The organism is Spiribacter vilamensis, from assembly GCF_004217415.1.
GTDB lineage: Bacteria > Pseudomonadota > Gammaproteobacteria > Nitrococcales > Nitrococcaceae > Spiribacter > Spiribacter vilamensis.
This window is the reverse complement of sequence record NZ_SHLI01000001.1, coordinates 1,125,379-1,139,496: the sequence shown is the minus strand read 5'-3', so window position 1 is coordinate 1,139,496 and position 14,118 is coordinate 1,125,379. Positions and strand designations below refer to the sequence as shown.

Sequence of the window (14,118 nt, the reverse complement as noted above, 5' to 3'; positions counted from 1 at the left end):
AGAAACACCATGGCTTCGACGGCGGAAAAGGTTCTCGACAAGGCCCGGGCGTCGCTGGGCGAATGGGTAATAACCAGTCGCTGCGAGTACGGTGAGGCGGAGATCGAGGTCGCGCCGTCCGATTTGTATGCGGCCATGCAGTGCCTGCGCGACGAGCCGTCACTGGACTTCAGCCAGCTGCTCGATATCGCCGGCGTGGACTATGCCGCTTACGGGCAGGACGAGTGGATCACCGAGGCGGCAACCAACACGGGTTTCAGCCGGGGTGTCGACGGGTTTAGTACCGGTCGCCTCGGTCTGACCGGCATCTACGGGATGCAACCGGTTCGCGAGAGCACCGGTCGCCGGTTTGCGGCGGTGTACCACCTGCTCTCCGTCGGGCATAACCATCGTATTCGCGTGCGCTGTTTTGCCGCAGACGATGATCTCCCCATGCTCGACTCGATTGTCCCGCTGTGGGCATCGGCGAACTGGCAGGAGCGGGAGTCGTTCGATCTGTTCGGGATTATCTTCAACGGTCATCCGGACCTCCGCCGCATCCTCACCGATTACGGATTCGTCGGCCATCCATTCCGCAAGGATTTCCCGCTCATCGGCAATGTCGAAGTGCGGTACGACGAAAATCGGGGTCGAGTGGTCTACGAGCCGGTCTCCATCGAGCCGCGGGTGCTGGTGCCGAGAGTGATCCGGGACGATAACCGCTACGCCGACCCCTCCAATCAGGAGGCATCCGATGCCTGAGATCAGTAGTTACACCGTCAACTTCGGCCCGCAGCATCCGGCGGCCCATGGCGTTCTGCGCCTGGTGCTCGAAATGGATGGCGAGGTCGTGCGGCATGCCGATCCGCATATCGGGCTGTTGCATCGCGCCACCGAGAAACTGGCCGAGACCAAGCCGTTCAATCAGAGCATCGGTTACATGGATCGGCTCGATTACGTCTCGATGATGTGTAACGAGCACGCCTACGTTCTCGCCATCGAGAAGCTGCTCGGGATTCAACCGCCGGAGCGGGCACAGTACATCCGCGTCATGTTCGACGAGGTCACCCGCATTCTCAATCACCTGCTGTGGATCGGTGCCCATGGTCTCGACGTCGGGGCGATGACCGTCTTCCTCTACGCGTTCAAGGAGCGTGAAGAGCTGATGGACCTCTACGAGGCGGTAAGCGGCACGCGCATGCATGCCACCTACTACCGTCCCGGCGGCGTCTATCGGGATCTGCCCGACCGCATGCCCAAGTACCGGGATTCGGAATATCGCAGCGAGAAAGACCTCAAGCGCATGAACGCCGATCGGCAGGGCAGCATGCTCGACTTCATCGAGGCCTTCTGCGACCGCTTCGAGGGGACGATCGATGAACTCGAGACCCTTCTGACGGATAACCGTATCTGGAAGCAGCGTCTCGTCGATGTCGCGGTCGTGCCCCCCGAGCGGGCACTGCAGCTGGGCTTCACCGGGCCCATGCTGCGTGGCTCGGGGATCGAATGGGATCTGCGTCGCAAGCAGCCCTACGAGGTCTACGACCGAATGGATTTCGAGATCCCGGTCGGCAGCAACGGCGACTGCTACGACCGTTACCTCGTCCGGATGGAGGAGCTGCGTCAGTCGGTGAAAATCATTCGCCAGTGTGCGGACTGGCTGCATCGCAACGACGGGCCGGTCATCCTTGGTGACCACAAGGTGGTGCCGCCGAGCCGCGAAGAAATGAAGGACGACATGGAATCGCTCATCCATCACTTCAAGCTCTTCACCGAGGGATATTGCACGCCTCCGGGCGAGGTCTATGCCTCCGTCGAGGCACCGAAGGGTGAATTCGGCGCCTACATCGTCTCGGACGGTGCCAACAAACCCTATCGGCTGAAGCTGCGGGCGCCGGGCTTTGCCCACATGTCGGCAATGGACGAGATGGTTCGCGGCCACATGCTCGCGGATGTCGTGACGGTCATGGGGACCATGGATATCGTTTTCGGAGAGGTGGACCGTTGAGCAGTACCGAAAAACCGATGGAAGCCGAACTGACCCGCACCGAGCGCGAGGAAATCGATCGCTGGGCGGCACAGTTCCCGGATACGGCCGCGGGCCGTCGGTCGGCGGTGATTCCCGCTTTGCATATCGTGCAGCACAACAGCGGCTGGCTGCCCCGTGCGCGTATGGACGCCGTGGCGGATTTTCTCGGCATGCCCCCGGCACGGGTGTACGAGGTGGCGACGTTCTACGGGATGTTCGAGGTCGAACCCGGTGGCCGTCACCGGGTCAATATATGTACCAACATTTCCTGCATGCTCCGGGGCTCGGACGAGATCGTCGAGCATGTGGAGAAAAAGCTGGGAATCAGCCTGGGCGAGACGACCAGTGACGGTCGCATCACACTGAAGCGCGAAGAGGAGTGCCTGGCGGCCTGCCGGAGCGCTCCCATGATGCTGGTGGACGAGGTGTATCACACCGATCTGACGCCCGAGAAAATCGACCGAATCCTCGACGACCTGGAGTAGTCATGACCAACGTCTGCTACACGACACTGCAATACGACGAGCCCTGGACACTCGAGAACTACCGGGCCGTGGGTGGCTATCAGGCTCTGGAGAAGGTGCTTCGTGACGGGATGAGTCAGGAAGACATCATCGAGACCGTGAAATCCGCCAACCTTCGCGGGCGCGGCGGTGCCGGCTTCCCGGCCGGCATCAAATGGAGCTTCATGCCCCGCAGCGCACCCGGTGCGAAGTATCTTCTGGTCAATTCGGATGAGTCCGAGCCGGGGACCTGCAAGGACCGCGACATCCTGCGCTTCAATCCCCATGCCCTGATCGAGGGGGCCATCATCGCCGGCTACTCCATGGGCGCGGAGATCGCCTACAACTACATGCGCGGCGAGTTCATCGATGAGCCGAACCGGCGCATGGAGCAGGCCGTTCGCGAAGCGCGCGAGGCGGGCTACCTGGGCAAGGACATTATGGGCTCCGGGGTCGATTTCGAGTTCCATAACTACGTCGGGGCAGGGGCCTACATCTGCGGTGAGGAATCGGCGCTGATGGAGTCCATCGAGGGCAAGAAGGGCATGCCGCGCAACAAGCCGCCGTTCCCGGCCCAGTCCGGAATCTACGGCCGCCCGACCACCATCAATAACACCGAGACGATCGCCTCCGTCCCGGCCATCATTCGCAATGGTGCGGACTGGTTCCTCGAGCTCGGCAAGCCCAACAACGGCGGGGTCAAGATCTTTTCGGTGTCCGGTCACGTCGAGAAGCCCGGCAATTTCGAGGTCCCGCTGGGGACACCCTTCCGTGATCTTCTGGAGATGGCCGGTGGCGTCTGGAAGGGGCGCCGCCTCAAGGCCGTGATTCCCGGTGGTTCGTCCATGCCGATGATCCCGGGCGAGCAGATGATGGACCTCACCATGGATTACGACGCGCTGATGGAGGCGGGTTCCGCCCTCGGGTCAGGCGGTGTGGTCGTAATGGACGAGACCACGGACATGGTTCGGGCGCTGCTGTGCATCAGTCGCTTCTATTACGCCGAGTCCTGCGGCCAGTGCACGCCCTGCCGGGAAGGAACGGGGTGGATGTACCGGGTCATCAAGCGGATTTACGAGGGCAACGGGCGCCCCGAGGATCTCGAGTTGCTGGATTCGGCGGCCGGCCAGATCGCCGGGCATACCATCTGCGCCTTCGGCGAGGCCTCCGCCTGGCCCGTGCAGGGGGTGCTGAAACACTGGCGCCATGAATTCGAATACTATATCGATCACAAGCGATCCATTGTCGAGGCGGCCGCATGAGTGCAGAAGTCAAGACTCAGAATCCCGAGCTGGTCAGTCTCACCATCGACGGGCAGTCCATCGAGGCGCCCAAGGGTGCATCGCTGATCTCGGTAGCGGACGAGCACGGGATCGACATTCCCCGCTTTTGCTACCACAACAAGCTCTCGGCCCCCGCCAACTGCCGGATGTGCCTGGTGGACATCGAGATGAACGGCCGGAAGGCACCGAAGCCGCTGCCGGCCTGCATTACCACCGTTGCGGACGGCATGGTCGTGCAGACCACCTCCGAGCGGGCACTCAAGGCGCAGCGCGGCGTCATGGAGTTCCTGCTCATCAACCATCCGCTTGATTGCCCGATCTGCGATCAGGGCGGGGAGTGCGAGCTGCAGGACCTGGCGCTGGGCTACGGGCGTAGCGTCTCGCGCTTTTCCGAGCGCAAGCGGGTGGTGCAGGACGAGGACCTGGGACCGCTGGTCGCCACCGAAATGACGCGCTGCATTCACTGCACGCGCTGCGTGCGCTTCCTCGACGAGATCGCCGGGACGTCGGAACTCGGTGCGATGTACCGCGGCGAGCATACCGAGATCGGGACGCTGGTCGGTACCGGCGTCCACTCGGAGCTCTCCGGCAATATCATCGATCTCTGCCCGGTGGGCGCGCTAACCTCGCGGCCCTACCGCTACACCGCGCGTGCCTGGGAAATGCTCAGTCACGCCAGTATCGCCCCGCATGACTGCCTCGGCTCCAACATCGATCTCCACCAGGTGCGAGGTACCGTCAAGCGCGTCGTGCCGCGCGATAACGAGTCGGTCAACGAATGCTGGATCAGCGATCGTGACCGGTTCTCCTACGAGGGGATCTACAGCGATCAGCGGCTCACTACGCCGCAGATCCGGGAGAACGGCGAGTGGCAGAGTGTCGATTGGCAGACCGCCATCGAGGCGGCCGCCAATACGCTGCGTGATGTCGTCACGCGTCACGGGGGCGATGCCCTCGGCTCGCTGGTCTCTCCGTCCTCCACGCTCGAGGAGATGTATCTGCTTGCCCGTATCACGCGGGCGCTCGGCAGCGACAATATCGACGCCCGCCTGCGGCGGGGGGACTTCCGCGACGGCGTCGAAGCCGGTGGCTTCCCGGGCCTGGAGACACCGATCGCCGACCTGGAATCACTCGATGGCGCACTCGTGATTGGCGGCTATCCGCGCCATGACCAGCCACTGATCAATCATCGGCTCCGGAAGGCGGCGCGCGCCGGCGGCGACGTAATGGCGCTGAATCCCCGCGCCTTCGACTGGAATTTCGTGCTCGGTGTCGAGCACGTGGTTTCGGCGGCGGAAATGCCCACGGCGCTGGCGGCAGTGGCGCGGGCAGTGGCTCGCCACCTGGCCATCGACGAACCGGTTGACCTCCGTGACTGGCTCGGCGAGCGGGCACCGGATGAGCAGGCCGAGCGCATCGCTTCGGGCCTTGTCGGCGAGGGACGACGGGCACTGCTGCTCGGCGGACTGGCGGACAGCCATCCCGCCGGTGCCGAGCTGCGCTATCTCGCCGGCGTGATCGCCCGTCTGACGGGCGCCGAGTATGGTGAATTGACGGCGGGTGCCAATACCGCGGGGGCCTGGCTCGCCGGTGCCGTTCCCGGTCGCCGCGCCGACGGCGAGGCGACCGAGGGTCGGGATGCCGCCGATATGCTCGCGACACCCCGGGCAGGTTATCTCCTGCTCAACGTGGAGCCGGAGCACGATTTCTTCGACGGCGCCGAAGCGATTCGGGCGCTGGCCGCGAGCGAGGCGCTGGTGGCGATGTCCGCCTATGACTCGCCGGCCCTGCTCGCCCATGCCGATGTGCTGCTACCCATTGCCACCCTGGGTGAGACGGCGGGGACGCTTGTGAATGCCGAGGGACGCTGGCAGACATTCGCCGGTGTCGGGTATCCGCAGGGCGATGCCCGTCCGGCATGGCGGCTCTTGCGGGTGCTGGCCAACGTCCTCGACCTGGACGGGTTCGAGTACCAGGCGCCCGACGAGATCCATCACGAGGTCCAGGCCATGGCGTCCGGGTCGGGCGTGGCGCGGCCGTCTTCGGGCGTTCCGGCCGCCGATCGGCCAGCCGGTGGTCTGACCCGGATCGGCTATCCCGCCATGTTCGGTGTCGACTCGCTCAGCCGCCACGCGCCATCGCTTCAGAAAACCGATCATGCAGCCCCGGCCTCGGCCGTCCTGAACCCGGCGGACGCCGAGCGCCTGGGCGTCGATTCGACACAGGTCGTTGCCGTACAGCAGGGCGGCGAGCGCCGGACGCTTCCGGTTGCCGTGAGCGCCGACATCCCCGTCGGCAGTGTCTGGATACCGGCCGGTGTTGAGGGCAGCGAGGGCCTGGGTGCCCTGGTGGGACCGGTTGAAGTGACGGCGACAGGAACGAGCGCATGAACGCACTCATCGAGCTAAGCTGGATTACGGCCAAGATCGTGGCACTGGTCGTGCCGCTGTTCCTGGCCGTCGCCTACATGACCTATGCCGAGCGCAAGGTCATAAGCTCCATGCAGCTGCGACGCGGCCCCAACCGCGTCGGCTGGCACGGGCTCCTGCAGCCGTTTGCGGATGCGCTCAAGCTGCTTATGAAGGAAGTGGTGCTGCCGCAGAATGCGAACCGCTTTCTGTTCGTGCTGGCGCCGATGCTATCGATCATGCCGGCGCTCGCCGCCTGGGCAGTGCTCCCGCTCTCGGACGGGATGGTCATTGCCGACGTTAACGCGGGGCTGCTCTACGTGCTCGCGATGACCTCGATGGGCGTCTACGGGATCATCCTCGCGGGCTGGGCCTCCAACTCCAAGTACGCCCTCCTCGGTGCATTGCGGGCCGGGGCGCAGGTCGTCTCCTACGAGATCGCAATGGGCTTTGCGCTGGTCGGCGTTCTGATGGCGGCGGGCAGTCTCAACATGGGCGACATCGTCCGCGCCCAGGAAGGTCCGATCTGGAACTGGTTCTGGCTGCCGCTGCTGCCGCTGTTCATCGTCTACTGGATCTCGGGGGTCGCGGAGACCAACCGGCTGCCGTTCGACGTGGCCGAGGGCGAGTCGGAAATCGTCGCTGGCTTCCACGTCGAGTACTCGGGCATGGCGTTCGCCATCTTCTTCCTTGCCGAATATGCGAACATGATCCTTATATCGGGTCTGGCGGCGATCATGTTCCTCGGCGGCTGGTACTCGCCGTTCGAGGGGCTCCCGCTGCTGGGGCCGCTGTTCAGCTGGGTGCCGGGCCTGGTCTGGTTCCTGCTCAAGGTGTGCTTTTTCCTGTTCCTCTATATCTGGTTCAGGGGTACGTTCCCGCGGTATCGTTATGACCAGATCATGCGGTTGGGCTGGAAAGTCCTCATACCGGTAACGGTGGTCTGGCTGATCGTGGTGGCAGGGCTCAGCCTGGGCGAAGTCGGCCCGTGGTTCTCATAGGTAGGTAGGCAACAATGCAGTCAGTGAAGGAATTCTTCGGGACATTCATGCTCACCGAGCTCCTCAAGGGGATGCGGCTGACCGGTCGCCACCTCTTCGAGGCCAAGTACACGCTCGAGTACCCGGAGGAAAAGGCACCGCAGTCACCGCGTTTCCGGGGGCTTCACGCCTTGCGTCGCTATCCCAACGGGGAGGAGCGGTGCATCGCCTGCAAGCTCTGCGAGGCGGTTTGCCCGGCGCTCGCCATTACCATCGACTCCGAGCAGCGCGAGGACGGTACAAGGCGGACGACCCGCTACGATATCGATCTGTTCAAATGCATCTACTGCGGCTTCTGCGAAGAATCGTGCCCGGTCGACTCCATCGTCGAGACGCGGATTCACGAGTATCACTTCGAGGAGCGCGGCGAGCAGATCATGCACAAGGAGGATCTCCTTGCGGTGGGCGACAAGTACGAGGCGCAGCTATTCGAGGATCGGAGCGCAGACGCGGCATATCGATAGGCCTCAGGGGGGTTTGAGGGCACGACGTGATTGAAAAAGCGATATTCTATTTCTTTGCGGCGGTATTGCTGTTCGCCGCCACTCTGGTGGTGACCGCCCGCAACCCGGTTCACTCGGCGCTGTCGCTGGTGCTGGCTTTCTTCAGCAGCGCCGCACTGTGGCTTCTGGTCGAAGCCGAGTTTCTCGGCATCGCACTGGTGCTTGTCTACGTTGGCGCCGTCATGGTGCTGTTCCTGTTCGTGGTCATGATGCTCGACATCAATCTGTCCGTCATGCGTGAGGGATTCGCACGCTATCTCCCCATCGGTGCACTGGTGGGGCTGGTGATGGTCCTCGAGATGCTGCTGGTAATCGGTGCCGGTGTCGTGGAGGTCGGCGGCGGGGTGCCCGAGGCGGCCGCGGCCGGCGTCGAGAGCAACAACATCCGACTGCTCGGTAGCGTGCTCTACACGGTCTACGTGTATCCCTTTGAACTCGCGGCGCTGGTCCTGCTTCTCGCGATCATCGCGGCCATCATGCTGACCCACCGTCGACGCGGCGATACGAAACACCAGGACATCTCCTCGCAGGTACGCACCCGCAAGGCCGACCGGCTGCGGATGGTGCGTATGCGCAGCGAGCGCGACACCGACTCATAACAACAACCGGGGCACTCATGTTAGCGCTTTCCGACTATCTGGTCCTCAGCGCACTGCTGTTTTCCATTGGCATGGCGGGTATTTTCCTCAACCGCAAAAACGCGATCGTGCTGTTGATGTCCATCGAGCTCATCCTGCTCGCCGTGAACTTCAACTTCATCGCCTTCTCGCACTTCCTCGGGGATATTCACGGACAGGTGTTCGTGTTCTTCATCCTGACGGTAGCGGCGGCGGAATCCGCCATTGGCCTGGCGATCCTCGTGGTGCTGTTCCGCAACCGGAACACGATCAATGTCGCGGACCTGGACAGCATGCGGGGTTAAGGGATGAAGTCGTTATATCTGATCATCGTTCTTGCGCCCCTGCTGGGTGCTGCCGTCGCCGGGCTGGCGGGTGGTCGCATCGGCCGGGTCAATGCCCACCGGTTAACGGTGGGTGCCGTGGGGCTGTCCGCGCTGCTGTCTCTGGTCGTGCTCTACCAGCATGTCTGGGGCGGTGCCGGCGTTTTCAACGAAACCATCTACCAGTGGGCCGTGGTCGGAAACCTCGATCTCGAGGTGGGGTTCCTCGTCGACCGCCTGACTGCACTGATGATGGTGATCGTCACGTCAGTATCGTTCGCGGTGCATGTCTACACCATCGGCTACATGCATGACGATCGCGGTTACCAGCGCTTTTTCAGCTATATCAACCTGTTCACCTTCGCCATGCTTACCCTGGTCATGGCAAACAACTTCCTTCTGCTGTTCTTCGGCTGGGAGGCGGTCGGCCTTGTCTCCTATCTGCTCATCGGGTTCTGGTATCACAAGGAAACGGCGATCTTCGCCAATCTCAAGGCCTTTCTGGTGAACCGCGTCGGCGATTTCGGCTTCCTGCTCGGCATCGCCGCGGTTCTGACCTACTACGGCAGCCTTGATTACGCAGCGGTGTTTTCCGCTGCCGCGGCGGCGCCGGAACAGACCATGCAGCTGTTCGGCAACGAGGCCCTGGTGGCCACCGTTGTCGCGATCCTGATGTTTATCGGCGCCATGGGTAAGTCGGCGCAGGTCCCGCTTCACGTCTGGCTGCCGGATTCGATGGAGGGGCCGACTCCGATCTCCGCGCTGATCCATGCGGCCACGATGGTGACCGCCGGCGTTTTCCTTGTCGCCCGGCTCTCGCCATTGTTCGAGCTCTCCGAGGCGGCCCTGTCGGTCGTGCTGATACTCGGCGCCGTCACGGCGCTTTTCATGGGGCTGGTCGGTCTCGTGCAAACGGATATCAAGCGCGTCATCGCCTACTCGACGCTCTCACAGCTCGGCTACATGTTCGTCGCGCTCGGGGCCTCCGCCTATGCGGCTGGCGTCTTTCACGTCATGACCCATGCCTTTTTCAAGGCGCTGCTGTTCCTCGGGGCCGGTGCGGTGATCGTCGCCCTCCACCACGAGCAGGACATGCGCCGGATGGGCAACCTGCGCCGCTATCTGCCGATCACGCACATCACGATGCTGCTGGGCACGCTGGCGCTGGTCGGTACACCGTTTTTCTCCGGTTACTACTCCAAGGACGCGATCATCGAGGCCGTTCATCTCGCCGATCGGACCGGGGCCGAATTTGCCTACTGGGCGGTGCTGCTGGGGGTGTTCATTACCGCGCTCTACAGCTTCCGGCTCTACTTCCTCGTTTTCTGGGGCGAGGAGCGGATCGACCCCCACGCCAAGGAACACATGAAACACCTCCCACGCTATGTCCTGCCGGTGATGGAGTGGCCGCTCGTGGCGCTGGCGATTCCGTCGGTGGCGCTCGGCTACTTCACCATTGAGCCGATGCTGTTCGGCGACTTCTTTGGTGACGCGATCCAGGTCGCGCCCGCCAATGACGTCCTCGCCGAGAAGGCCGAATCCTTCCACGGGCCGTTTGCGTTCGGCCTGCATGCCGCCGTGAACCCGGCGTTCTGGTTGACCGTGGCCGGTGCACTGACCGCCTGGTTTTTCTACATCTTCCGGCCGGGCCTGCTTCCGGCCATCAATACCCGCCTCTCCTGGGGAATCCGTATCCTGCAGCGCAAGTACGGGTTCGATGATCTCTACAACACCGGCTTCGCCGGCGGCGGACGTCTGCTTGGACGCGCGCTCTGGCGAGGCGGTGATCAGGGCGTCATCGATGGCGTCCTGGTCAATGGCACGGCCCGGACAGTGGGTCGTCTGGCGGCGGCGCTGCGTGGCGGGCAGTCGGGTTTTCTGTATCACTACGCGTTCGCGATGATTGTCGGGTTGTTGTTGCTGCTGACGGTCTTCGTGGGTAGCTGGCGGGGATGGTTCTGAGCATGTTGGGAGGTTGGCCGTTGCTGAGCCTGTTGGTCTGGCTGCCGATTCTGGGTGGCGTCGGTGTCCTGTTCGCGGGACGGGACAATGCCGATCGGGCGCGCTGGACGGCACTCGCCGTCGCCGGACTGACGCTGCTACTGGGGGTGGCACTCTGGTTCGGGTTCGAGGTCGGCGTCGCCGGCATGCAGTTCGTCGAGCGGGTGTCCTGGATACAGGCGTTCGGCGTCGAGTATTACCTCGGCGTCGATGGCATATCGATGCCACTGGTGGTGCTGACGGCGTTCTCGACGCTGCTGGTCGTGATCGCCGCCTGGGAAGTCGTGCGCTACAAGCCGGCGCAGTACCTGGCGGCGTTCCTCATCATGGAGGGCGTCATGATCGGGGTTTTCAGCGCCCTCGACGCCATCCTTTTCTACGTCTTTTTCGAGGCGATGCTGATACCGATGTTCCTAATTATCGGTATCTGGGGTGGCCCGAATCGTATCTACGCGACCCTGAAGTTCTTCATCTACACCTTTCTCGGGTCGGTGATGATGCTGGTCGCGCTCATTTATCTGCGCACCGAGGCTGGCAGTTTCGCGATTCAGGATTTCTACGGGCTGGCTCTGCCGTTCACCACACAGGTGCTGGTCTTTCTGGCCTTCCTCGCCGCATTCGCGGTCAAGGTACCGATGTTCCCGGTCCACACCTGGCTTCCCGATGCGCACGTCGAGGCGCCAACCGGCGGCTCGGTCATCCTCGCCGCGATCACCCTGAAGATCGGCGGCTACGGATTCCTCCGCTTCAGTCTGCCGATCGCGCCGGAAGCCAGCATGGCGCTCGACTGGCTGCTGATCTCCCTGTCGCTGATCGCGGTGGTCTATATCGGCCTGGTGGCGATGGTGCAGGAGGATCTGAAAAAGCTCATTGCCTATTCATCCATCGCCCATATGGGCTTTGTAACACTCGCGTTTTTCCTGATTTTCCGGATTTTCGCCGCCAGCGGCAGTCGTGATGCCGCGTTGCTGGCGCTCGAGGGCGGTCTCGTCCAGATGATCTCGCACGGATTCGTGTCCGCGGCGATGTTCCTCTGCGTCGGCGTTCTGTACGACCGGATGCATACCCGGCGCATTGCCGACTATGGCGGTGTGGCCAACCGGATGCCCGTGTTCGCGGGACTGTTCGTGTTCTTTGCCATGGCCAACGCCGGTCTTCCGGGAACGTCGGGCTTCGTCGGCGAGTTCATGGTGATTCTGGCGAGCTTCCAGGCCGGGTTCTGGTATGCCGCCATCGCCGGGTTGACGCTTATCCTCGGGGCGGCCTACAGCCTCTGGATGATCAAGCGGGTGGTCTATGGCGAGGTCCGGAATCCCGAGGTCGACAAGCTCCGCGACGTTGATCTGCGCGAGCGCCTCCTGCTGGGCAGCCTTGCCGGCGTCGTGTTGCTGTTCGGCCTCTACCCGGCACCACTGATCAACGTCATGGCGCCCTCGCTGGATGCGCTGTTCGGCATTGTTGTGCCCACACCCTAGTACGCTGGCCAGAGGACGATAATGAATTTCGAAATGCCCCAATTCGCGATGGCCGCCCCGGAGATCTGGCTGGGGGTCATGGTGTGCGTTGTTCTGATTGCGGATCTGTTCGATCCCGGCCGGGAGAGTCGGCTCGCATTCTTTCTCACGCAGGCGACTCTGCTGGTGGGCATCGGGCTTGCCGTATACACGCACTGGGGCGTTGAGCGCGCGATCACCTTCAACGGCATGTACGTCAGCGACAGCCTGGCCGCGGTGCTCAAGATAACCGTGGCGGGCCTTTCGATGGCAACGCTGGGCTACAGTCGGGACTATCTCCGCCAGCGCGACCTGCTCAAGGGCGAGTTCTATCTGCTCGCCATCCTCGCCAACCTGGGCATGTTCGTCATGGCCTCGGCGAGCAGTCTCCTGGTGCTCTATGTCGGACTGGAGATGCTCTCGCTCAGCCTCTATGCGATGGTCGCCTTCGACCGTGACAGTCGCATCGGTGCCGAGGCCGCGATGAAGTACTTCGTGCTGGGCGCGCTTTCCTCGGGAATGATGCTCTACGGCATGTCGATGATCTACGGCGCCTCCGGCAGCCTGCTCATCGATGAGATTGCCGCCCAGGCAATCGCCGGCAACAACCTGCTGTTGATGGGTTTCGGGATGACGTTCGTGCTCGTGGGCGTCGCCTTCAAGTTCGGCGCGGCGCCGTTTCACATGTGGATTCCGGACGTCTACCAGGGCGCCCCGACCGCGGCGACCGCCTTTCTGGGTACGGCGCCGAAGGTCGCCGCACTGGCACTGTTCCTGCGGCTGCTGGTCGACGGGCTCGGTGACATGCATGACCAGTGGCAGGGGATGGCCATTATCCTGGCCGTGGCGTCGCTGGCGATCGGCAATCTGTTTGCGCTCGTGCAGACCAATCTCAAGCGCATGCTCGCGTACTCGACGATCTCCCATATCGGCTTCCTGTTCCTCGGTCTGATTGCCGGGACCGACGAGGGCTATGCGGCGGCGCTGTTCTACGCCATCAGCTACGGCATCATGGCCAGTGGGGCGTTCGGCATGATTACCCTTTTGTCGCATCGCGGTTTCGAGGCCGAGATGATCGACGATATGCGGGGACTGAATGACCGCCACAGCGGCTTTGCGCTGGTCATGCTTCTCTTGATGTTCTCGATGACCGGCATTCCCGGAACCGTCGGCTTCTACGCCAAGTGGCTGGTACTCCAGGCACTCATCGACACGGGCATGGTCTGGCTGGCGGTGGTTGCCGTGGTGTTCGCCGTTATCGGCGCGTTCTATTACCTGCGTGTGCTCAAAGCGGTCTACTTCGATCGCCTGGAGTCGCCCGCACCGTTGCAGGCGCCCATGGGTCAGCGCGTCATCGTAGCGGTCAACGGCGGCCTGATCCTGGTGCTCGGACTGTTTCCCGATCGCCTGATCGAGATCTGTCAGACCGCGCTGGGGCTGTGAGCGTCCGATGAGCACCGCCGTCGCGATCACCCTGCTAATGGTTGTCGCGTTGATTGCGGCGAACCTGCCGTGGCTGAGTGATCGGATTGCGTTCGTTGTATCGCCGGCGGCGCGCGGCAAACCGGAGTGGATCCGCCTGGTGGAGTGGTTGACCCTGTTCTTCCTGGTGGGTCTGATCGCCGCCGGTCTCGAGTACCGGACGCAGGGCCAGCTGCAGATGCAGGGGTGGGAGTTCTGGGTGATCAACCTGGCGCTGTTCGCGGTATTCGCGCTGCCAGGGTTTATCTACTGCCATGACCTTCGGCGTCGACTCCAGCGTCATTCTCGGCGACGCGAGTCTTGAAAGATAGCCGCAGGACGTATATCGTTCTGGATGTCGGTTGCGGGGTGGAGCAGTCCGGTAGCTCGTCGGGCTCATAACCCGAAGGTCGCAGGTTCAAATCCTGCCCCCGCTACCAATTAGGCATCTTCGAGAAGGCCGCTTGCGGCCTTTTTT

13 protein-coding genes and 1 tRNA gene are annotated in these 14,118 nt (G+C 62.9%); all 14 read left to right on the top strand.

Translation table 11 applies throughout. From position 1 onward, the window contains the following. Positions 1 to 9 precede the first annotated feature (9 nt). The 14 genes from EV698_RS05645 (at position 10) to EV698_RS05580 (ending at position 14,080) form a co-directional block, all read left to right on the top strand. Complete coding sequence (locus tag EV698_RS05645) at positions 10 to 741, top strand: NADH-quinone oxidoreductase subunit C (protein WP_130503148.1); 732 nt, start codon at positions 10 to 12, stop codon at positions 739 to 741. Further along, positions 734 to 1,987 (top strand): NADH-quinone oxidoreductase subunit D, encoded by a 1,254-nt coding sequence (locus tag EV698_RS05640; protein ID WP_130503147.1) that lies wholly within the window; start codon positions 734 to 736, stop codon positions 1,985 to 1,987. The genes EV698_RS05645 and EV698_RS05640 overlap by 8 nt, the downstream gene beginning before the upstream one ends. 17 nt (positions 1,988 to 2,004) lie before the next feature. After that, positions 2,005 to 2,493 carry an NADH-quinone oxidoreductase subunit NuoE gene (gene nuoE / locus EV698_RS05635; RefSeq protein ID WP_130503146.1) on the top strand — a complete coding sequence of 163 codons (489 nt, stop codon included), beginning with the start codon at positions 2,005 to 2,007 and terminating at the stop codon, positions 2,491 to 2,493. A 2-nt stretch (positions 2,494 to 2,495) separates the two neighbouring features. Beyond that, the gene (gene nuoF / locus EV698_RS05630; RefSeq protein WP_130503145.1) at positions 2,496 to 3,773 is read left to right on the top strand and encodes an NADH-quinone oxidoreductase subunit NuoF; all 1,278 of its coding nucleotides are present in this window, start codon (positions 2,496 to 2,498) and stop codon (positions 3,771 to 3,773) included. Further along, positions 3,770 to 6,184, top strand: a complete 2,415-nt coding sequence (gene nuoG, locus EV698_RS05625; protein WP_130503144.1) for an NADH-quinone oxidoreductase subunit NuoG — start codon at positions 3,770 to 3,772, stop codon at positions 6,182 to 6,184. The genes nuoF and nuoG overlap by 4 nt, the downstream gene beginning before the upstream one ends. Then, positions 6,181 to 7,203: an NADH-quinone oxidoreductase subunit NuoH gene (gene nuoH / locus EV698_RS05620; RefSeq protein WP_130503143.1), complete on the top strand. Its 1,023-nt coding sequence runs from the start codon at positions 6,181 to 6,183 to the stop codon at positions 7,201 to 7,203. Before nuoG ends, nuoH begins: the two co-directional genes overlap by 4 nt. Before the next feature lie 14 nt (positions 7,204 to 7,217). Continuing rightward, a complete protein-coding gene (nuoI, locus tag EV698_RS05615; RefSeq protein ID WP_130503142.1) occupies positions 7,218 to 7,706 on the top strand; it encodes an NADH-quinone oxidoreductase subunit NuoI in 489 nt (162 codons plus the stop codon). Between the two features lie 29 nt (positions 7,707 to 7,735). Continuing rightward, positions 7,736 to 8,344 (top strand): NADH-quinone oxidoreductase subunit J, encoded by a 609-nt coding sequence (locus EV698_RS05610; protein ID WP_130504026.1) that lies wholly within the window; start codon positions 7,736 to 7,738, stop codon positions 8,342 to 8,344. Positions 8,345 to 8,361: 17 nt separating this feature from the next. Further along, positions 8,362 to 8,667, top strand: coding sequence for an NADH-quinone oxidoreductase subunit NuoK (nuoK, locus tag EV698_RS05605; RefSeq protein WP_130503141.1), 306 nt, complete (start codon positions 8,362 to 8,364; stop codon positions 8,665 to 8,667). Positions 8,668 to 8,670: 3 nt separating this feature from the next. Beyond that, a complete protein-coding gene (nuoL, locus tag EV698_RS05600) occupies positions 8,671 to 10,647 on the top strand; it encodes an NADH-quinone oxidoreductase subunit L (protein ID WP_130503140.1) in 1,977 nt (658 codons plus the stop codon). Between the two features lie 2 nt (positions 10,648 to 10,649). Continuing rightward, a complete protein-coding gene (locus EV698_RS05595; protein ID WP_130503139.1) occupies positions 10,650 to 12,161 on the top strand; it encodes an NADH-quinone oxidoreductase subunit M in 1,512 nt (503 codons plus the stop codon). A 21-nt stretch (positions 12,162 to 12,182) separates the two neighbouring features. Then, entirely contained in the window at positions 12,183 to 13,622 is a 1,440-nt protein-coding gene (gene nuoN / locus EV698_RS05590; RefSeq protein ID WP_130503138.1) for an NADH-quinone oxidoreductase subunit NuoN, read from the top strand. A 7-nt stretch (positions 13,623 to 13,629) separates the two neighbouring features. After that, positions 13,630 to 13,965, top strand: a complete 336-nt coding sequence (locus EV698_RS05585; RefSeq protein ID WP_239016212.1) for a DUF2818 family protein — start codon at positions 13,630 to 13,632, stop codon at positions 13,963 to 13,965. 38 nt (positions 13,966 to 14,003) lie between these two features. Further along, positions 14,004 to 14,080 (top strand) — tRNA-Met (locus EV698_RS05580). Positions 14,081 to 14,118: the final 38 nt, after the last annotated feature.